Below are 21,053 nucleotides of genomic sequence, written 5' to 3'. Positions count from 1 at the left end.
GAATGGTAAAAATTAGCCGTTATTTATCAAGTTATCTAAATCATTCTAAATGGTAAAGAGCCAGTTAAGTGATAGTGGGGCAATAGAACGATATGGAACAAACGTTAAAAGGTGACGAAACAGGATGGTGGGTCGTCAGTCACTCGAATCAAATATGGCTTCCTCAGGGAGAATTACCGCAGGGAACGGCGGAAAATTGGTCGCTGCAAGGGGAGATCGCACGCCGGATCGGCGAATGGCAGGGGCAAACTGTATGGCTGGTTTGTAAGAACCGGGACGTCGGCATGGGCTCTGTGCGCCAACTTATCGATCAGGACGCCGGGCTTTTTCAAATGGCCGGACGGGGCGTGCAACTGGCGGAGTTTTATCGCGCCCATAAGTTTTGCGGCTACTGCGGCCATGAAATGGTACGCAGTAAAACCGAACTGGCCTGCCTGTGCCAGCACTGCAAGGAGCGTTATTACCCGCAGATTGCGCCGTGCATTATCGTGGCGATCCGCCGGGGGGATGAAATTTTACTGGCGCAGCATAATCGTCACCGTGGAAATATGTATACGGTGCTGGCCGGTTTCGTCGAGGTGGGCGAGACGCTGGAACAGACGGTGGCCCGCGAAGTGATGGAAGAGAGCCGTATTCAGATTAAGAACCTGCGTTATATCAGTTCTCAACCCTGGCCTTTCCCGCACTCCCTGATGATGGCTTTTATGGCCGACTATGCGGGGGGCGAAGTTCAACACGATCCTTCGGAATTGCGTGATGCAGGCTGGTTCCGCTATGACCGCCTTCCGCTGTTGCCGCCGCCGGGCACGGTGGCCCGCCGGTTGATTGAGGACACGGTGGCGCTGTGTCGCGCTTATCATGAGGATGGTAACGAACGTGTTACAATCGGCGGCGCAACTATGCGCCGGGATGACGACTAAAGGAAAAATAGATGACTGATCTGAAAAACGATCGCTACCTGCGGGCTTTGCTGCGCCAGCCCGTCGATGTAACGCCGGTGTGGATGATGCGTCAGGCGGGGCGTTATTTGCCGGAATATAAGGCGACGCGCGCCCAGGCCGGGGATTTCATGTCGCTATGCAAAAATGCGGAGCTGGCTTGCGAAGTCACGCTACAGCCTTTGCGGCGTTACGATCTTGATGCGGCGATCCTGTTTTCAGATATTCTGACCATTCCCGATGCGATGGGGCTGGGGCTCTATTTTGAAGCGGGCGAAGGTCCGCGCTTTCAGACCCCGATCGCCAGTCACGCCGATGTCGTTAACCTGCCGGTTCCCGATCCGGAACAAGAGTTGGCGTATGTGATGAATGCGGTGCGCACCATCCGTAAGAATCTTGCCGGCGCGGTGCCGCTGATCGGTTTTTCCGGTAGCCCCTGGACATTAGCCACCTATATGGTTGAGGGCGGCAGCAGTAAGGCGTTTACCATCATCAAAAAGATGATGTTCGCGCAACCGAAAACGCTGCATTTGTTGCTGGATAAACTGGCGGACAGCGTCATCCTTTATCTGAACGCGCAGATCCGCGCCGGGGCTCAGGCGGTCATGGTGTTTGATACCTGGGGCGGGGTGCTGAGCGGTCGTGATTATCGCGAGTTTTCCCTGCATTACATGCATAAAATCGTCGATGGCCTGCAACGCGAAAACGAAGGTCGGCGCGTGCCCGTCACCCTGTTTACCAAAGGGGGAGGGCAGTGGCTGGATGCGATGGCGCAAACCGGCTGCGATGCGCTGGGCGTAGATTGGACGATCGATATTGCCGAGGCGCGCCGCGCCGTCGGCGATAAAGTCGCGCTGCAGGGAAACATGGATCCTTCCATGCTTTATGCGCCGCCGGCCAGGATTGAGCAGGAAGTCGCATCTATTCTGGCTGGGTACGGACAGGGAAGCGGACACGTATTTAATCTCGGCCACGGTATTCATCAGGATGTGCCCCCTGAGCATGCGGGCGTATTCGTTGACGCCGTGCATGCGTTATCCCGCGCCTATCATTCATAGGGAGGACGTGTGATTGATACCCAACAGTTGCGCGCGGAGCAACTGACGCGCGCCGCAGAAATTATCCGCTATGACGATTTACCCTTTGATCAGCCGACGTTTATTGCCGGCGCCGACGTGGGGTTTGAACAGGACGGCGCGGTGACCCGAGCGGCCATTGCCTTGATGCGCTACCCGTCGCTGGAACTGGTGGAGTATAAAATTGCGCGTATCGGCACGACGATGCCGTATATTCCCGGTTTTCTATCTTTCCGGGAGTGTCCGGGCTTAATGGCCGCCTGGGCGCAGCTTGAGCGCAAGCCGGACTTGTTATTCGTCGACGGGCATGGTATTTCGCATCCTCGCCGGCTTGGCGTCGCCAGCCATTTCGGCCTTTTGGTGGATGTACCGACGATTGGCGTGGCGAAACGCCGCCTGTGCGGGCATTTCGAGCGATTGGCGGATGACGTCGGCAGCCGGCAGCCGTTGCTGGATAAAGGCGAACAGATTGGCTGGGTGTGGCGCAGCAAAGCGCGTTGTAATCCGCTGTTTGTGGCGACCGGTCATCGCGTCGGCATGGATACGGCATTGCTGTGGGTGCAGCGTTGCATGCGCGGCTATCGTCTGCCCGAACCCACTCGCTGGGCTGACGCGGTGGCGTCTAACCGCCCTGCTTTTCAGCGTTGGCAGCAACGGATGTTGCGATAGCTCCCGTTACAAAAACTTTAGGAATTCAGGCATAGGGCGCGGCGCTAATTTCAGGTACACTGCCGCGCATAGTCTATAGTGAGCATAGAGATGTTACGTAACCCGATTCATTTGCGTTTGGAAAAGCTAGGAAGCTGGCAGCATGTTACTTTTATGGCATGCCTTTGCGAACGTATGTATCCAAACTATCATGAGTTTTGTCAGCAAACCGGGTTCGGCGACGCTATGGTTTATCGCCGTATTCTCGATCTGGTTTGGGAAACGTTGGTGGTTAAAGATGCCAAAGTCAATTTTGATAACCAACTGGAAAAATTAGAAGAAGCGATTCCCGCCGCTGATGACTATGATATATATGGTGTCTATCCGGCAATTGATGCTTGTATTGCTCTAGGCGAACTGATTCACTCCCGTTTGAGCGGAGAGACGCTGGAGCATGCGATTGCCGTCAGTGAAACGTCGATCCGTACGGTTGCTATGTTGGAAATGACGCAGGCCGGTAAAGAAATGACCGATGATGAACTGAAAGTCTTACCGGCGATCGAAGACGAATGGGACATCCAATGGGAGATTTTTCGCCTGCTGGCTGTCAGCGAAGAGCGTGACATTGAGTTGATTAAAGGGCTTCGCGCCGATTTGCGCGAAGCCGGAAGTAGTAACATTGGGATAAATTTAAGCCAATAACACGATAAAACGTGATTTAAGGCCTGAATTGATATGTCTTAAGGCTTCACATCCGCACCCTGTCTGGTCTACATTTGGGGGGCGTAATAAAGTGGCTGTCGGTGCGTGTATGCAGGAGAGTGCTGTCATGGCATATCCGTCGCACTCGATGCTTAGCAAGCGATAAACACACTGTAAGGATAACTTATGAATAAGACTCAACTGATTGATGTAATTGCGGACAAAGCTGATCTTTCAAAAGTACAAGCAAAAGCTGCTCTGGAATCAACTCTGGCGGCAATTACAGAGTCTCTGAAAGAAGGTGATGCAGTACAATTAGTTGGTTTTGGTACGTTTAAAGTAAACCATCGTAACGAGCGCACTGGCCGCAACCCGCAAACCGGTAAAGAAATCAAAATCGCTGCCGCCAATGTGCCAGCATTTGTTTCTGGCAAGGCTCTGAAAGACGCTGTTAAATAAGCCAATGCCGGTTAAGAGTTTAAGCAGGGGGGCGGATTCGCCCCTTTTGCTTTTATTGCGCCGGCTCGTCATTGGCGCAGCGATATTTTCAATTGTGGCCTGTAGCGGCCATACCCCCCCTTCGGCGGTTTTCGCCAGCGGCTACATTTCCGACAGCGGGATTGTTCGTCTGTGGCGGAAAGATGACGCTCAGCAAGATACCATCAGGCTGATATCGGTTTATAACCCGTTTCAGGGCGATGGCACGGTCGTGACCCGTTATTTGTATCAGCAGGGTAATGTGCGTGAAATCAAAAGAACCCTGGAAGCCCGGAAAGATGATACCCAGATACGTTTCGCGGAAGACGGCGCCGTCAGCTTTATGCAACGCCAGTTGGCTGAGCGACGCGAGTCAATCTCCGATGACGATATTGCGCTCTATCAGTGGGATGCCCAAAGGGCGCGGGAATTGAGCGATGTCCTTCAGGCAGGGAATGTCATATTAAGGCAGGGAGCGTTGCAGGGCGATCAGGTCACTACCTGCGATGGTTCGCGCATCAGGCCCGATTTTGACCAATCTTCACAGGATTGGATTGCCCAAAAGAGACAACAGCTTACCGGTCCGCTGAGCATTGCATGGCTGGAAGCATCGGAAGGGACGCAGTTGCTGCTGGTCGATCGGGGCGATTTTTGCCGCTGGGACGCTGAAGCAAACAGGCTGTAGATCGGATCCTGTCTTAACGGCTCAGGCGCGGCGGCGATTTCATCTTGATATTTTGCGCGGCGCATAAAAAAACCCGGATTTCTCCGGGCTTGTCGATCCGTTAGGCTTGTTCCCGCTCAATTGCGCGATAGCCAATATCCTTCCGGCAGAAACATCCCCGCCATTGAATTTCCGCCGCTAACTGATAGGCCCGTTTCTGAGCATCGGCTACCGTTCTGCCTAGTGCCGTCACGCACAGTACGCGTCCGCCGCTGGTTACGACATTCTCGCCGTCTATCCTGGTTCCCGCGTGGAAGACTTTACCATCTTCAATATCCTGCTGCGGTAAACCAGAAATGACGTCTCCCGTGTGATAATCGCCGGGGTATCCGCCCGATGCCAGCACGACACCTAATGAAGGACGCTCATCCCACTCGGAGTCTGTTTCGTCCAATCTGCCGTCGCAGGCCGCCAGGCACAATTCGATCAGGTCGGAACGCAGACGAAGCATGATGGGCTGCGTTTCGGGATCGCCGAAGCGGCAGTTGAATTCAATCACCTTTGGTTGACCGTCGGCGGAAATCATCAGCCCGGCGTACAGAAAGCCGGTATAGATATTTCCTTCGGCCGCCATGCCTTTCACCGTCGGCCAGATCACCTGATCCATCACGCGCTGGTGAATTTCGTCGGTCACCACCGGGGCGGGGGAGTAGGCTCCCATGCCGCCGGTATTCAGACCGGTGTCCTTGTCGCCGACACGTTTATGATCCTGGCTGGTGGCCATCGGCAATACGTGTTCGCCATCGACCATGACGATGAAGCTAGCTTCTTCGCCGTCCAGGAACTCCTCCACCACGATACGATGACCGGCATCGCCGAACGCGTTGCCCGCCAGCATATCCTGCACGGCGTTTTCCGCTTCTTCCAGCGTCATGGCCACGATCACGCCTTTCCCTGCGGCGAGGCCGTCGGCTTTAATCACGATCGGTGCGCCTTTGCTGCGAACATAAGCCAGCGCCGGTTCTACTTCGGTAAAGTTCTGGTATTCCGCGGAAGGAATGTTATGGCGGGCAAGGAAATCTTTGGTAAAGGATTTCGAACCCTCCAACTGCGCGGCAGCTTGCGTGGGCCCGAATATTTTCAGACCGGCGGCGCGGAAAGCGTCGACCACGCCGATGACCAGAGGCTGTTCCGGCCCGACGATGGTTAAGTCTATTTGCTTCTGCTGCGCAAACGCGACCAGCGCGGGAATATCGGTTGCGGCGATGTCCACATTGCTTAATCCCGGCTCCAGCGCCGTACCGGCATTTCCCGGCGCGACATAAACGATATCCGCCAGCGGGGATTGAGCGGCTTTCCAGGCCAGCGCATGCTCGCGCCCGCCGTTACCAATAACTAAAATTTTCATGTTCGTCAGATCCTGGATTAATGGCGGAAATGGCGCATGTCGGTAAAGATCATCGCGATGCCGTGTTCGTTGGCTGCGGCGATGACTTCATCGTCACGAATGGAACCACCCGGCTGAATGACGCAGGTGATGCCTACGGCCGCGGCGGCGTCAATGCCATCGCGGAATGGGAAAAACGCATCGGAAGCCATGGCTGAACCTTTAACTTCCAGCCCTTCGTCACCGGCCTTGATGCCAGCGATTTTTGCGGAATAAACCCGGCTCATCTGGCCGGCGCCTATACCGATGGTCATATTGTCCTTGGCGTAGACGATGGCGTTGGATTTTACGAATTTAGCGACTTTCCAGCAGAACAGCGCATCACGCAACTCCTGCTCGCTAGGTTGACGCTCGGTCACCACGCGCAACTGTGAGGCATCGACCATTCCCAGATCGCGGTCCTGCACCAGCAGGCCGCCGTTAACTCGTTTGAAATCCAAACCGGGAACGCGTTGCTGCCATGCGCCGCAGGCGAGCACCCGGACATTTTGTTTCGCTGCCGTGACTTTCAAGGCGGCTTCGCTGATGGATGGCGCGATAATCACTTCAACGAACTGGCGGCTGATGATGGCCTGCGCGGTCTGTTCGTCCAACTCACGGTTAAAGGCGATAATGCCGCCGAAAGCGGAGGTGGGGTCGGTTTTGTAGGCGCGCTCATAGGCGTCCAGAATCGAGTCGCCGATGGCCACGCCGCACGGGTTGGCATGTTTGACGATAACACAGGCCGCTTCGGCGAATGCCTTCACGCACTCCAGCGCGGCGTCGGTATCGGCGATGTTATTGTAGGATAATGCCTTACCCTGCAATTGCCGGGATGTCGCAACAGAGGCTTCCGCTACATTCTCTTCTACATAGAAAGCAGCCTGCTGGTGGCTATTTTCGCCATAGCGCATGTCCTGTTTCTTGATGTAGTTCAGATTGAGCGTCCGTGGGAAACGCCCTGATGGTTTGTCGGTTGCGCCATAATAAGGCGGCACCAGCGAACCAAAGTAGTTGGCAATCATGCCGTCATAGGCTGCGGTGTGCTCAAACGCTTTGATCGCCAGATCGAAGCGCGTTGCGTGAGTCAATGAACCGTTATTAGCATCCAGCTCATTAATGATGGCGTTGTAATCGCTGCTCTTAACCACGATGGCGACATCTTTATGGTTCTTGGCCGCAGAGCGAACCATGGTCGGGCCGCCAATATCGATATTCTCCACCGCGTCTTCCAGTTTACAGTCGGGGCGGGCGACGGTCTGGGCAAACGGATAAAGGTTTACCACAACCATATCAATGGGCTGAATATCGTGTTCCGTCATGACGGCATCATCCTGACCGCGGCGTCCGAGAATACCGCCATGAACTTTCGGATGCAGGGTTTTAACGCGTCCATCCATCATTTCCGGGAAACCGGTGTAGTCAGACACTTCCGTGACCGGTAATCCGGCATCAGCCAACAGGCGCGCGGTGCCTCCGGTAGAGAGAAGCTCAACTCCTCGTTGTGATAACGCTTGAGCAAAGTCGACAATACCTGCTTTGTCAGAAACGCTGAGCAGAGCACGGCGGATAGGACGAGGTTGTTGCATGATGATGTATCCCTTGGATTGGGTAGTCAGTAAAGAACAGTACGTGAATATCGTCTTTTTCTTCATTAATAATGCATCCCAGCAAGATAAAGAAAAATATTCAGTTAGCGTTCACAGTAAAAGATGGTGCGTTTTTCGCGGGAGAATTGTAGCGAAAACGTTTGCGTGATGCTCGTCTAATTTCAGCAAGAAACCGAACTGTGGATAAGCTTGTGCACAAATGGGTATAAACCGGCCTTTTGCTGTGTAATTCAGCAAATGGTTTTTTTTATGCAAATTACCTATTGCGACCTGCTCAGAAGTCCCTATAATGCGCTCCCACTGACACGGCAACGGCGCTCGCGCTGTTGTGCGGCAAGTCGGAAGCCAGGCAATAATCGCTTGACTTCACTGCGGAAAAGCATAGTATATGCCGCCCGCGCCACAGGATATTGTGGCACTGCTCTTTAACAATTCAATCAGACAATCTGTGTGGGCACTCACAAGACCGTATCGGCAACGATATAAAAAAGTCTTGAAGAGTGACAACAGTAAATTCATTACGAATAAACAGTTATTAATTCTTTGAGCACAGCTTTTAATTAAGCGAATCAAACAAATCTTAAATTGAAGAGTTTGATCATGGCTCAGATTGAACGCTGGCGGCAGGCCTAACACATGCAAGTCGAGCGGCAGCGGGAAGAAGCTTGCTTCTTTGCCGGCGAGCGGCGGACGGGTGAGTAACGTCTGGGGATCTGCCCGATGGAGGGGGATAACTACTGGAAACGGTAGCTAATACCGCATAACGTCGCAAGACCAAAGTGGGGGACCTTCGGGCCTCACACCATCGGATGAACCCAGATGGGATTAGCTAGTAGGCGGGGTAATGGCCCACCTAGGCGACGATCCCTAGCTGGTCTGAGAGGATGACCAGCCACACTGGAACTGAGACACGGTCCAGACTCCTACGGGAGGCAGCAGTGGGGAATATTGCACAATGGGGGAAACCCTGATGCAGCCATGCCGCGTGTGTGAAGAAGGCCTTCGGGTTGTAAAGCACTTTCAGCGGGGAGGAAGGGGATAAGGTTAATAGCCTTATTCATTGACGTTACCCGCAGAAGAAGCACCGGCTAACTCCGTGCCAGCAGCCGCGGTAATACGGAGGGTGCAAGCGTTAATCGGAATGACTGGGCGTAAAGCGCACGCAGGCGGTCTGTTAAGTTGGATGTGAAATCCCCGGGCTTAACCTGGGAACTGCATTCAAGACTGGCAGGCTAGAGTCTCGTAGAGGGGGGTAGAATTCCAGGTGTAGCGGTGAAATGCGTAGAGATCTGGAGGAATACCGGTGGCGAAGGCGGCCCCCTGGACGAAGACTGACGCTCAGGTGCGAAAGCGTGGGGAGCAAACAGGATTAGATACCCTGGTAGTCCACGCCGTAAACGATGTCGACTTGGAGGCTGTGGTCTTGAACCGTGGCTTCCGGAGCTAACGCGTTAAGTCGACCGCCTGGGGAGTACGGCCGCAAGGTTAAAACTCAAATGAATTGACGGGGGCCCGCACAAGCGGTGGAGCATGTGGTTTAATTCGATGCAACGCGAAGAACCTTACCTACTCTTGACATCCAGAGAAGTTTGCAGAGATGCGAACGTGCCTTCGGGAGCTCTGAGACAGGTGCTGCATGGCTGTCGTCAGCTCGTGTTGTGAAATGTTGGGTTAAGTCCCGCAACGAGCGCAACCCTTATCCTTTGTTGCCAGCGATTTGGTCGGGAACTCAAAGGAGACTGCCGGTGATAAACCGGAGGAAGGTGGGGATGACGTCAAGTCATCATGGCCCTTACGAGTAGGGCTACACACGTGCTACAATGGCGCATACAAAGAGAAGCGACCTCGCGAGAGCAAGCGGACCTCATAAAGTGCGTCGTAGTCCGGATTGGAGTCTGCAACTCGACTCCATGAAGTCGGAATCGCTAGTAATCGTAGATCAGAATGCTACGGTGAATACGTTCCCGGGCCTTGTACACACCGCCCGTCACACCATGGGAGTGGGTTGCAAAAGAAGTAGGTAGCTTAACCTTCGGGGGGGCGCTTACCACTTTGTGATTCATGACTGGGGTGAAGTCGTAACAAGGTAACCGTAGGGGAACCTGCGGTTGGATCACCTCCTTACCAAAAGCCTGATACAGGTTAGTGCAGTGTCCACACAGATTGTCTGATGAAAATGACGAGCAGAAATACCTTAATAGGCTTGTAGCTCAGGTGGTTAGAGCGCACCCCTGATAAGGGTGAGGTCGGTGGTTCAAGTCCACTCAGGCCTACCAACTCTACTTATCCTTGAAATCTTCGCTGCTGCGTTGCTCATGTGCGTTTGCACACTGCGCTACTCGCAACGAACCTTTCGTCGGCTAAGCGAGTTGCCAGAGGTATGACTGATTTGGGGCTATAGCTCAGCTGGGAGAGCGCCTGCTTTGCACGCAGGAGGTCTGCGGTTCGATCCCGCATAGCTCCACCATATAAAGACTTCAGAGCGTATTGGAAACAGTATGCTGTGAAGTATTATGCTCTTTAACAATCTGGAACAAGCTGAAATTTGAAACGATGCGGCTGAACCTATCTCGTAGCGGGATGTGGTTTGGTTGTATCGGAGTCTCTCAAATAATCACGGCGCGAATGTGTTTTACGAAACACCTTCGGGTTGTGAGGTTAAGCGACTAAGCGTACACGGTGGATGCCTAGGCAGTCAGAGGCGATGAAGGGCGTGCTAATCTGCGAAAAGCGTCGGTAAGGTGATATGAACCGTAACAGCCGACGATACCCGAATGGGGAAACCCGGTGCACTTGTGCATCATCGTTTGATGAATCCATAGTCAAACGAGGCGAACCGGGGGAACTGAAACATCTCAGTACCCCGAGGAAAAGAAATCAACCGAGATTCCCCCAGTAGCGGCGAGCGAACGGGGAAAAGCCCAGAACCTGAATCAGTTTGTGTGTTAGTGGAAGCGTCTGGAAAGTCGCACGACAGAGGGTGATAGTCCCGTACACAAAAATGCACAGGCTGTGAGTTCGATGAGTAGGGCGGGACACGTGATATCCTGTCTGAAGATGGGGGGACCATCCTCCAAGGCTAAATACTCCTGACTGACCGATAGTGAACCAGTACCGTGAGGGAAAGGCGAAAAGAACCCCGGCGAGGGGAGTGAAATAGAACCTGAAACCGTGTACGTACAAGCAGTGGGAGCCCCACCACCAAAACACTTCCGGGCCGAAAGGCGATGCGGATGTCGAGGTGACGGTTGTCATCGCGTTTTTTGCGATGACCAACACACAAAACAAGCAGTGAGTGTTTTGGGGTGGGGTGACTGCGTACCTTTTGTATAATGGGTCAGCGACTTATATTCTGTAGCAAGGTTAACCGAATAGGGGAGCCGCAGGGAAACCGAGTCTTAACTGGGCGTTAAGTTGCAGGGTATAGACCCGAAACCCGGTGATCTAGCCATGGGCAGGTTGAAGGTTGGGTAACACTAACTGGAGGACCGAACCGACTAATGTTGAAAAATTAGCGGATGACCTGTGGCTGGGGGTGAAAGGCCAATCAAACCGGGAGATAGCTGGTTCTCCCCGAAAGCTATTTAGGTAGCGCCTCGTGAACTCATCTACGGGGGTAGAGCACTGTTTCGACTAGGGGGTCATCCCGACTTACCAACTCGATGCAAACTGCGAATACCGTAGAATGTTATCACGGGAGACACACGGCGGGTGCTAACGTCCGTCGTGAAGAGGGAAACAACCCAGACCGCCAGCTAAGGTCCCAAAGTCATGGTTAAGTGGGAAACGATGTGGGAAGGCCCAGACAGCCAGGATGTTGGCTTAGAAGCAGCCATCATTTAAAGAAAGCGTAATAGCTCACTGGTCGAGTCGGCCTGCGCGGAAGATGTAACGGGGCTAAACCATGCACCGAAGCTGCGGCAGCGACGCTTAGGCGTTGTTGGGTAGGGGAGCGTTCTGTAAGCCTGCGAAGGTGGCCCGTGAGGGTTGCTGGAGGTATCAGAAGTGCGAATGCTGACATAAGTAACGATAATGCGGGTGAAAAACCCGCACGCCGGAAGACCAAGGGTTCCTGTCCAACGTTAATCGGGCAGGGTGAGTCGACCCCTAAGGCGAGGCTGAAAAGCGTAGTCGATGGGAAACAGGTTAATATTCCTGTACTGGGTGTTGCTGCGAAGGGGGGACGGAGAAAGCTAGGTTGGCCGGGCGACGGTTGTCCCGGTTTAAGCGTGCAGGTGGGTGTTTTTGGTAAATCCGGAACACTGTCAACACTGAGGCGTGACGACGAGTCACTACGGTGACGAAGTAACCGATGCTACGCTTCCAGGAAAAGCCTCTAAGCTCCAGGCAACACGCAATCGTACCCCAAACCGACACAGGTGGTCAGGTAGAGAATACTCAGGCGCTTGAGAGAACTCGGGTGAAGGAACTAGGCAAAATGGTGCCGTAACTTCGGGAGAAGGCACGCTGGATTTGGTGAAGTCCCTTGCGGATGGAGCTGAGACCAGTCGCAGATACCAGCTGGCTGCAACTGTTTAATAAAAACACAGCACTGTGCAAACACGAAAGTGGACGTATACGGTGTGACGCCTGCCCGGTGCCGGAAGGTTAATTGATGGGGTCAGCCTTTGGGCGAAGCTCTTGATCGAAGCCCCGGTAAACGGCGGCCGTAACTATAACGGTCCTAAGGTAGCGAAATTCCTTGTCGGGTAAGTTCCGACCTGCACGAATGGCGTAATGATGGCCAGGCTGTCTCCACCCGAGACTCAGTGAAATTGAACTCGCTGTGAAGATGCAGTGTACCCGCGGCAAGACGGAAAGACCCCGTGAACCTTTACTATAGCTTGACACTGAACCTTGAGCCTTGATGTGTAGGATAGGTGGGAGGCTTTGAAGCGTGGACGCCAGTCTGCGTGGAGCCGACCTTGAAATACCACCCTTTAATGTTCGATGTTCTAACGTGGGCCCCTGAGCGGGGTTGCGGACAGTGTCTGGTGGGTAGTTTGACTGGGGCGGTCTCCTCCCAAAGAGTAACGGAGGAGCACGAAGGTTAGCTAATCCTGGTCGGACATCAGGAGGTTAGTGCAAAGGCATAAGCTAGCTTGACTGCGAGAGTGACGGCTCGAGCAGGTGCGAAAGCAGGTCTTAGTGATCCGGTGGTTCTGAATGGAAGGGCCATCGCTCAACGGATAAAAGGTACTCCGGGGATAACAGGCTGATACCGCCCAAGAGTTCATATCGACGGCGGTGTTTGGCACCTCGATGTCGGCTCATCACATCCTGGGGCTGAAGTAGGTCCCAAGGGTATGGCTGTTCGCCATTTAAAGTGGTACGCGAGCTGGGTTTAGAACGTCGTGAGACAGTTCGGTCCCTATCTGCCGTGGGCGTTGGAAGATTGAGAGGGGTTGCTCCTAGTACGAGAGGACCGGAGTGAACGCACCACTGGTGTACGGGTTGTGATGCCAATTGCATTGCCCGGTAGCTACGTGCGGAAGAGATAACCGCTGAAAGCATCTAAGCGGGAAACTTGCCTCGAGATGAGTCTTCCCTGGGACTTTGAGTCCCCTGAAGGGCCGTTGAAGACGACGACGTAGATAGGCTGGGTGTGTAAGCGTTGCGAGACGTTGAGCTAACCAGTACTAATGACCCGAGAGGCTTAACCTTACAACACCGAAGGTGTTTTGAGAGACAAAATCGTCGGTAACGATTTTGAACAGTGCGGAGCACTGGCCCCATGGGGGTGAGTATCAGGATGATACGAATAGACTCAGAGAAGTTCAGCTTGTTCGAAGATTGGTTCCGATGGTTGCAGAGAAAACTGTAACGGTTGGGATAAAACAGAATTTGCCTGGCGGCGATAGCGCGGTGGTCCCACCTGACCCCATGCCGAACTCAGAAGTGAAACGCCGAAGCGCCGATGGTAGTGTGGGGTCTCCCCATGTGAGAGTAGGGAACTGCCAGGCATCAAATCAGGCGGAAGGCCCAGTCGAAAGACTGGGCCTTTTGTTTTGCGCGCAGTTTGAGTTTAGTGGGAGAGCGCTCGCCGGCGCAGGACAGCGGGACTTGAGCGTTGCGCGGCAACGGCCGGTAGGGACGGGCAGGACGCCGGTCATAAGCGAAGACGCCTCATGCGCAAGCTGGGGCGTTTTTGCGTTATAGCTCTAGCTATCTGCAAACGGTGTGGCGTGATAAAAAAGCCCTGGTGGGCTCCAGGGCTTTTTGAGGATTAGAAATAGCGTATCAAGTATCAACCGGCGGAGTTATTAACCACCTGATCCACTGCTTTGGTGAACTGCGCCATTCCTTCTTCCACCTCTTTAGGATCGATAACCAGAGACGGCACAAAACGAATCACGTTCGGCCCTGCCATCAAAACCATTACTCCGTGCTCCGCCGCCGCTGCTAAGAAGTCGCCAGCTCGGCCATGCCATTTTGGCTTAAGCTCGGCTCCCAGTAATAATCCCATGCCGCGAATTTGTTCGAAAATATCATACCGTTGGTTGATTTTTTCCAACGCGCCGACAAACAGGTCGTGACGTTCCGCTACGCCGGACAACACTTCCGGGGTATTAATGGTATCTAACGCGGCTTCCGCAACCGCACAGGCCAGCGGGTTGCCGCCATAGGTGGTGCCATGCACGCCAACGGTCATTACCGAGGCGATCTCTTCCGTGGTGAGCATCGCGCTGATGGGGAAGCCGCCGCCCAATGCCTTGGCGGTGGTCAGAATGTCTGGCGTAATGCCGTAGTGCATATAAGTGAACAGCTTACCGGTACGGCCCATGCCGCACTGTACTTCATCGAAGACCAGCAGCGCTTTATATTGATCGCACAGTTTACGTACGCCCTGCAGGAATTCCTGCGTTGCCGGGGTAATGCCGCCTTCTCCCTGAACGGGTTCCAGCACAACGGCGCAGGTATGGTCATCCATTACCGCTTTTACCGCGGCCAGATCGTTAAAGGGAACGTGTACGATATCGGCGGGTTTTGGCCCAAAGCCATCGGCGTATTTAGGCTGGCCGCCAACCGATACGGTGAAGAGCGTGCGTCCGTGGAATGCGTTATAGAAAGCAATAATCTTGGTTTTATACGGGCTGTGGCGTTTAATCGCGTAGTGTCGCGCCAGCTTGAAAGCGGCTTCGTTTGCTTCCGCGCCCGAGTTAACAAAGAAGACCCGGTCGGCGAACGTTGCGTTAATCAGCTTGCTGGCTAACCGCAGCGCCGGCTCGTTGGTAAAAATATTGCTGGTGTGCCACAGCTGTTCTCCCTGCTGTTTTAACGCGGCGACCAGAGCGGGATGGCAGTGGCCAAGCGCGGTAACCGCAATACCGCCAGAAAAATCAATGTATTCTCGTCCTTGCTGATCCCATACTCGGCTTCCTTTACCTTTTACTGGTACAAACTGCGCTGGTGCATAAACCGGCAAAATAACTTTGTCGTGAGTTTCCCGAGTTACTGCTTTTTTATCTGTTGCCATCTGCCTGCACGCTCCGATATCAACGACTACTGAGTGAAAATATAGTCAATAAATATGCATAAAAAATCAATCGCAGGCAATGTTTAATCGCCCCGAAAGAAAATTTATTTTCTATCCATTTCTATTTTAAGAAAATTATCTAAAAGTTGGTGTCCTTGCTGGCTGAGAATACTTTCAGGATGAAACTGAACGCCTTCCAACGGTAATGAGCGATGCCGAATTCCCATTATTTCGTCAGGTTTGCCATCGCGCTCGCTCCAGGCCGTCACCTCAAAGCAGTCAGGGAGGGAGGCGGGTTCAATCACCAGCGAGTGATAGCGCGTTACCGTCAAAGGCTGAGACAGTCCGGTAAAAACACCGGTATTATCGTGCTGTATGGCTGACGTCTTGCCGTGCATGACCTGCCGGGCGCGAATGACGCGCGCACCGAATGCTTGCCCCATGGCCTGATGCCCAAGGCACACCCCAAGGATGGGCAATTTGCCGGTAAAATGACGGATAGCGGCCAGTGAGATACCCGCTTCATTCGGCGTGCAGGGACCGGGAGAGATAACGAGCCGCGACGGCGATAGCCGTTCGATATCATCCAGCGTTAGCTCATCATTACGCCTGACCTGTACTTCCGCACCCAGCTCACAAAAATACTGATACAGGTTGTAGGTAAAAGAGTCATAGTTATCGATCAGTAACAACATGCATCACCCAATATGTTAATCCCCACGTTTACCGACAACGGGTAAGTGCCGCCATATTCAAATTGATGGCGTGTCCGGATGGATTTTATCACTGAACGATGCTGACGGTATCGGCCTATAAATCGATGTATTAGGCGGTGGAAGCGAGATGAAGGTTTGAAAGGAAGCCTGTCAAATATGGCAGGCTTCCTTTTTGCTTAATGCAGAATCTGAGAAAGGAATGCCTGCGTCCGCTCGGAACGTGGGTTAGAGAAGAAAACATCCGGCGCCGCCTGTTCGACGATTTCCCCCTGATCCATAAAAATGACGCGGTCGGCGACGGTTTTCGCAAATCCCATTTCATGGGTTACGCACAGCATCGTCATGCCATCTTCCGCCAGTCCCAGCATGGTATCCAACACTTCTTTCACCATTTCCGGGTCGAGCGCCGAAGTCGGTTCATCAAACAGCATAATCTTGGGTTTCATGCACAGCGAACGGGCGATGGCGACGCGCTGCTGTTGCCCGCCGGACAGCTGTCCTGGAAACTTGTGCGCGTGCGCGGCAATACGCACCCGTTCCAGATAGTGCATTGCCAGCTCTTCCGCTTCTTTCTTCGGCATATGCCGTACCCAGCAAGGCGCCAGGGTGCAGTTTTGCAACACCGTTAAATGTGGAAACAGATTAAAGTGCTGAAACACCATACCCACTTCAGTTCTGATTTTCTCAATATTTCGCAGATCGTCGTTCAGTTCGATGCCATCAACCACGATGCGTCCCTGTTGGTGCTCTTCCAGATGGTTGATACAACGTATTGTGGTGGATTTCCCGGAGCCGGAAGGGCCGCACAGTACGATCCGCTCGCCTTGTTTTACCTGTAGATTGATGTCTTTCAGTACGTGAAACTGTCCATACCACTTATTCACATTCTCTAATGTGATCATGTGATCGGCTGATTGCGTTAAAGAATTCTGATTCATGGCTGGCCTCAATGCGACTTATGTCCGGTGTTAAAACGATTTTCCAGATGCTGGCTATAGCGCGACATACTGAAACAGAAGATCCAATAGACCATGGCGGCAAAAACATAGCCTTCAGTCGACATGCCAAGCCACGCCGGATCGACCGTCGCCTGTTGAATGCTGCTGAAGAGATCGAACAAGCCGATGATGATCACCAGACTGGTGTCCTTAAACAGGGCGATAATGGTGTTCACCAGTCCGGGGATCACCATTTTCAGCGCCTGCGGCAGAATAACCAGTCCCTGCATCCGCCAATAGCCCAGCCCCAGTGACTCCGCCGCCTCATACTGGCCCTTGGGCAGCGCCTGCAATCCGCCGCGCACCACTTCGGCAACATAGGCGGACTGGAAAAGAATCACGCCAACCAGCGCGCGCAGCAGCTTATCGATATTGGTGCCTTCCGTTAAAAGCAGAGGGAGCATAACGGACGACATAAAAAGCACGGTGATCAGCGGCACGCCGCGCCAGAACTCAATAAAAACAATTGAGAGCACGCGCACGACGGGTAACGATGAGCGGCGCCCCAGCGCCAATAAAATACCCAGCGGCAGAGCGCCCGCGATGCCCACGGCGGCGATAATCAGCGTCAGCGTCAATCCGCCCCATTGACGGGTTTCAACCTGGCTGAGCCCGGCGAATCCGCCGTGCAGCAGCCCCCAGGCTATCAGAGGATAAGTAACGGCCCAGACGGCGATGTAGCGCCCGCGGTGCGGAAGATTGCGCCAAAACATCGGCAGGATGCTGAGCAGACCGATAACCAGCGCAAAGTTGATGCGCCAGATCTCTTCTGCCGGGTAAAGCCCGTACATGAAGTGACCAAATCTGGCATGGATAAACACCCAGCATGCGCCCTCTCTGGTACAGTCGTTGCGGGTTGCGCCAATCCAGTTGGCCTGCAAGACGGCCCAGTTCAATAACGGAGGAATGGCTAGCCACAGCAACCACAGACAAAGCAGCGTCAGCAGGCTGTTGGTGATGTTGGAGAACAGATTGCGCCGCGCCCAATAGATCGCTTTAAAAAGCGAGGCCTGACGGTTCTGTGTTGGAGAAATCATCGTCATGTAATCCTCTTAGCGCTCTATTAACGCAATCTTGCGGTTGTAAATGTTCATCAGCAGAGAAATCAGCAGGCTGATAATGAGATACACCGACATGGTTATTGCGATGGTTTCTATCGCCTGACCGGTCTGGTTCAGCACCGAACCGGCAAATAGCGATACCATATCCGGATAGCCGATGGCGGCGGCCAGCGAGGAGTTTTTAACGATGTTAAGATACTGGCTGGTCAGCGGCGGGATAATGACGCGCAATGCCTGAGGCAGAATCACTTTGCGCAGCGTTATCGGATTCGGCAGGCCAAGGGAACGGGCCGCTTCATGCTGACCGTAAGAAACGGATTGAATCCCGGAACGAATAATTTCAGCGATGAAGGCAGAGGTATAAACCGACAGCGCCAGCGTCAGCGCCGCTAATTCGGGGATTAATACCATGCCGCCGCGGAAATTAAAGCCTTGTAATACCGGAACATTCCAATGCATGGCCGGACCAAAGATCAGGTGGCTTAGCACAATCAACGCCGCCAGAAGTCCTAACGCCACCGGCCATGTTTTTCTGATTTGTCCGGTGAGCGCGTGGTAGCGTTTATTGCGACGGAAAACCATCAGCGTGACAGCCAGCGTGATGATAATGGACAGGCAAAACGCGATAGCGCCGGGTCCGGCTTCGGGCGAGGGGATATAAAGGCCGCGGTTGCTCAGGAACGAAATATCGAAGGCATTGATAGCCTGTCGCGGGCCGGGCAGGTTGCGCAGCACCGCAAAATACCAGAAGAAGATCTGCAGCAGCGGCGGGATATTACGGAAGATCTCAATGTAGACGGTTGAGATCTTGCGCAGCAGCCAGTTGTCGGACAGGCGTGCCAGACCAATGACAAAACCAAGAATTGAGGCGAAGACGATACATAGCGCTGAAACCAATAAGGTATTGAATAACCCGACAAGGAAAACACGTCCATAGGTGTCGCCTTGTTGGTAGTCAATCAGATGCTGGATGATGCCAAAGCCTGCGCTATTGTTCAGGAATGCGAATCCTGATGTGATCCCTCTCTGGGCCAGGTTGGTAACGGTGTTGTGTAACAGGTAAGCGGCGATAGCCAATACGGCGATGACAACGATGATTTGATACAGCCAGGCGCGCACCGCTGGATTCGTTAGTGATAAATCACTTTTCACGGTTGGGCGTTGTTGCATATTGAAGCCTCAATAGCGGGGATACAGAAGGCGCAGCAATCCTGCTGCACCCGTGTTTCTGTTTCTGCTGGCGATTAACGTACGGACGGTGCGTACTGAATCCCGCCTTTATTCCATAATTCGTTCAGGCCGCGTTTGATTTTTAATTCGCTGCCCATCCCGACATTGCGTTCAAAGATTTCGCCGTAGTTACCGACTTGTTTGATGATTTTATGCGCCCAGTCGTTCGGTAATTTCAGATCTTTACCGTAGCTGCCTTCATGACCGAGCAGGTGGGACATATCCGGCGTGGTGGGTTTGGCGGCCAACTGGTCGACGTTTTGCGACGTTACGCCCAACTCTTCCGCGTTCAACATCGCGAACAACGTCCAGCGAACAATGGAGAACCACTCTTCATCGCCGCGGCGTACCACCGGTCCCAGCGGTTCTTTGGAGATCACTTCAGGCAACACGATAAATTCGCTGGGGTTGCTCAGCTTGATGCGCAGCGCGTAAAGCTGGGATTGGTCAGATGCCAGGGTATCGCAGCGGCCGGATTCCAGCGCTTTGGCGCTTTCGTCGGAACGGTCGAAGGTGACGGGCGTGTACTGCATTTTATGCGTTTTAAAGTAGTCAGCCACGTTCAGTTCGGTGTCCGTACCCGCCTGAATGCAGACCGTTGCGCCGTCCAGCTCTTTAGCGCTGGTCAATCCTGCCTTGTTGTGGGTCAGGAAGCCGATGCCATCGTAATAGGTTACGCCGGTGAACAGCATACCCATGCCGCCATCACGAGAAGAGGTCCAAGTGGTATTGCGCGACAAGAGATCGACTTCACCGGATTGCAGCGCGGTGAAACGCTCTTTCGCCGTCAGCGGCGTATATTTTACCTTGTCCGCGTCACCGAATACGGCGGCCGCCACGCCACGGCATACGTCAACATCAATGCCGGAGAATTTACCGCTGGCGTCCGCATAGGAAAAACCAGGTAACCCATCACTGATGCCGCACTGTACGAACCCTTTTTTCTGAATGGCATCCAGAGTCGCGCCAGCGTGGGCCTGATTGATCGCTGCAAGCAAGGACGCACCGGCAACCAGAGTCGAAATAATCATTCTTTTCATAATCATCCTTGTAACTAAATTGTTATATGCTGTTGTGTTTGAAGTGCAAAAAATTGAGATGCACCACTCTTGCCTGTCGGCTTACCGCCGCGGCAACAGCTAAGCAATTAGAGTGCCAATTTTATAGTTTGCTGATAAGAGAAAAGAAAATGAGAATGAATTGATCCGCAGAGGGGCAATTAATGAATGCAATTGCACCAAAATAAAGAAATCAGGGCCATGTTGCTCTATTTGGGAGCGCAAGAAACGGCGGAGTCAACGTATCCGTTTTGTTATCGAAGTTGAGGAAAACAAAAATATCACTGCACGATATGGCGTTGGTAATACTTTTCGAGCTTCACCTGTAGCTGGCTTAGCACCGTGCTGAACATCAGATAAATCAACGCCGCCTCAACGTAAAGAATCAGCGGTTCGTAGGTGACGGACACAATGCGCTGTGCGGATAAAAACATCTCCGGAACCGTAATCACGGCGGCAAGCGATGTATCTTTAATGAGCGAAATGAAGGTATTGGATAGCGGCGGCAATGAAACGAAAACCGACTGCGGAAAGATGACCCAGCGAATCGCCTGCGTTCCGTTCATTCCCAAAGAGTAGGCGGCGTTCCACTGGCCTTTGGGTACGGACAGTATTGCGCCGCGGACGATTTCCGAACTGTATGCGCCAACGCTGATCGTGAATCCGATTAAGGCGGCAGGGAAGGCATCCAGCGTAATGCCGGCGCTGGGAAGCCCATAAAAAATGAGAAATAGCTGGACCAGCAGCGGCGTTCCACGGATAACCCAAACATAAAAATCGCCTAGCCATTTCAGCGGCTTAGGGCCGTAAAGACGGATCAGGGCGACGATAACGCCGACGGCCAGGCCGAAAATAAAGGAAAGAATAGCAAGCGGGACGGTAAACTTCAGTCCCGCGGACAGCAGACTCCAGAAAGAGTCCGCCATAAGCTGTAACCAAGGCGGCATGAAAAACGGCTCCGATAAAGGCGCG

The 21,053-nt window shown here is 53.3% G+C and carries 15 protein-coding genes, 2 tRNA genes and 3 rRNA genes; 11 read left to right on the top strand and 9 right to left on the bottom strand.

From position 1 onward, the window contains the following. The first annotated feature begins 92 nt into the window (after positions 1–92). The 6 genes from nudC (at position 93) to HC231_RS22280 (ending at position 4,526) form a co-directional block, all read left to right on the top strand. Positions 93–920, top strand: coding sequence for an NAD(+) diphosphatase (gene nudC, locus HC231_RS22305; RefSeq protein WP_208228831.1), 828 nt, complete (start codon positions 93–95; stop codon positions 918–920). Between the two features lie 11 nt (positions 921–931). Beyond that, positions 932–1,996: a uroporphyrinogen decarboxylase gene (gene hemE, locus HC231_RS22300; RefSeq protein ID WP_208228830.1), complete on the top strand. Its 1,065-nt coding sequence runs from the start codon at positions 932–934 to the stop codon at positions 1,994–1,996. A gap of 9 nt (positions 1,997–2,005) precedes the next feature. Next, positions 2,006–2,683: a deoxyribonuclease V gene (gene nfi, locus HC231_RS22295; protein ID WP_208228829.1), complete on the top strand. Its 678-nt coding sequence runs from the start codon at positions 2,006–2,008 to the stop codon at positions 2,681–2,683. 90 nt (positions 2,684–2,773) lie between these two features. After that, on the top strand, positions 2,774–3,364 hold the full coding sequence (locus HC231_RS22290; protein WP_208228828.1) for a YjaG family protein: 591 nt from the start codon (positions 2,774–2,776) through the stop codon (positions 3,362–3,364). A 186-nt stretch (positions 3,365–3,550) separates the two neighbouring features. Next, the gene (hupA, locus tag HC231_RS22285) at positions 3,551–3,823 is read left to right on the top strand and encodes a nucleoid-associated protein HU-alpha (RefSeq protein WP_009114799.1); all 273 of its coding nucleotides are present in this window, start codon (positions 3,551–3,553) and stop codon (positions 3,821–3,823) included. A 4-nt stretch (positions 3,824–3,827) separates the two neighbouring features. After that, the gene (locus HC231_RS22280; RefSeq protein ID WP_208228827.1) at positions 3,828–4,526 is read left to right on the top strand and encodes a DUF1481 domain-containing protein; all 699 of its coding nucleotides are present in this window, start codon (positions 3,828–3,830) and stop codon (positions 4,524–4,526) included. A gap of 100 nt (positions 4,527–4,626) precedes the next feature. Here HC231_RS22280 and purD read toward each other — a convergent pair whose 3' ends face one another. Then, on the bottom strand, positions 4,627–5,913 hold the full coding sequence (gene purD / locus HC231_RS22275; protein ID WP_208228826.1) for a phosphoribosylamine--glycine ligase: 1,287 nt from the start codon (positions 5,911–5,913) through the stop codon (positions 4,627–4,629). 17 nt (positions 5,914–5,930) lie between these two features. Beyond that, positions 5,931–7,520 carry a bifunctional phosphoribosylaminoimidazolecarboxamide formyltransferase/IMP cyclohydrolase gene (gene purH / locus HC231_RS22270; RefSeq protein WP_208228825.1) on the bottom strand — a complete coding sequence of 530 codons (1,590 nt, stop codon included), beginning with the start codon at positions 7,518–7,520 and terminating at the stop codon, positions 5,931–5,933. Positions 7,521–8,123: 603 nt separating this feature from the next. Between purH and HC231_RS22265 the strand changes: the two genes are divergently transcribed. The 5 genes from HC231_RS22265 (at position 8,124) to rrf (ending at position 13,504) form a co-directional block, all read left to right on the top strand. Then, positions 8,124–9,665, top strand: a 16S ribosomal RNA gene (locus HC231_RS22265). Positions 9,666–9,740: 75 nt separating this feature from the next. After that, positions 9,741–9,817: transfer RNA gene (locus HC231_RS22260), tRNA-Ile, on the top strand. Positions 9,818–9,932: 115 nt separating this feature from the next. After that, positions 9,933–10,008 (top strand) — tRNA-Ala (locus HC231_RS22255). A 189-nt stretch (positions 10,009–10,197) separates the two neighbouring features. Then, positions 10,198–13,205: ribosomal RNA gene (locus tag HC231_RS22250) — 23S ribosomal RNA — on the top strand. Positions 13,206–13,388: 183 nt separating this feature from the next. Next, positions 13,389–13,504 (top strand): 5S ribosomal RNA (rrf, locus tag HC231_RS22245). Together the 16S, 23S and 5S rRNA genes with 2 tRNA genes alongside form the textbook arrangement of a ribosomal RNA operon. A 284-nt stretch (positions 13,505–13,788) precedes the next feature. Here rrf and argD read toward each other — a convergent pair. From argD to HC231_RS22210, 7 genes are all read right to left on the bottom strand, one after another. Continuing rightward, positions 13,789–15,018: a bifunctional acetylornithine/succinyldiaminopimelate transaminase gene (argD, locus tag HC231_RS22240; protein WP_208228824.1), complete on the bottom strand. Its 1,230-nt coding sequence runs from the start codon at positions 15,016–15,018 to the stop codon at positions 13,789–13,791. Between the two features lie 104 nt (positions 15,019–15,122). Then, positions 15,123–15,713, bottom strand: coding sequence for an aminodeoxychorismate synthase component II (locus tag HC231_RS22235; RefSeq protein WP_208228823.1), 591 nt, complete (start codon positions 15,711–15,713; stop codon positions 15,123–15,125). A 197-nt stretch (positions 15,714–15,910) separates the two neighbouring features. After that, positions 15,911–16,672: an amino acid ABC transporter ATP-binding protein gene (locus HC231_RS22230; RefSeq protein WP_281397361.1), complete on the bottom strand. Its 762-nt coding sequence runs from the start codon at positions 16,670–16,672 to the stop codon at positions 15,911–15,913. A gap of 8 nt (positions 16,673–16,680) precedes the next feature. Further along, positions 16,681–17,775, bottom strand: coding sequence for an amino acid ABC transporter permease (locus HC231_RS22225; protein ID WP_208228822.1), 1,095 nt, complete (start codon positions 17,773–17,775; stop codon positions 16,681–16,683). Positions 17,776–17,784: 9 nt separating this feature from the next. Continuing rightward, complete coding sequence (locus HC231_RS22220) at positions 17,785–18,963, bottom strand: amino acid ABC transporter permease (RefSeq protein WP_208228821.1); 1,179 nt, start codon at positions 18,961–18,963, stop codon at positions 17,785–17,787. Positions 18,964–19,037: 74 nt separating this feature from the next. After that, positions 19,038–20,063: an amino acid ABC transporter substrate-binding protein gene (locus HC231_RS22215; protein WP_048636561.1), complete on the bottom strand. Its 1,026-nt coding sequence runs from the start codon at positions 20,061–20,063 to the stop codon at positions 19,038–19,040. Between the two features lie 299 nt (positions 20,064–20,362). Further along, positions 20,363–21,028 carry an amino acid ABC transporter permease gene (locus tag HC231_RS22210; RefSeq protein WP_208228820.1) on the bottom strand — a complete coding sequence of 222 codons (666 nt, stop codon included), beginning with the start codon at positions 21,026–21,028 and terminating at the stop codon, positions 20,363–20,365. Positions 21,029–21,053 lie beyond the last annotated feature (25 nt).

This window comes from Brenneria izadpanahii, from assembly GCF_017569925.1.
GTDB lineage: Bacteria > Pseudomonadota > Gammaproteobacteria > Enterobacterales > Enterobacteriaceae > Brenneria > Brenneria izadpanahii.
The sequence above is the reverse complement of the archived record's forward strand: the minus strand, read 5'-3'. Positions and strand labels throughout refer to the sequence as shown.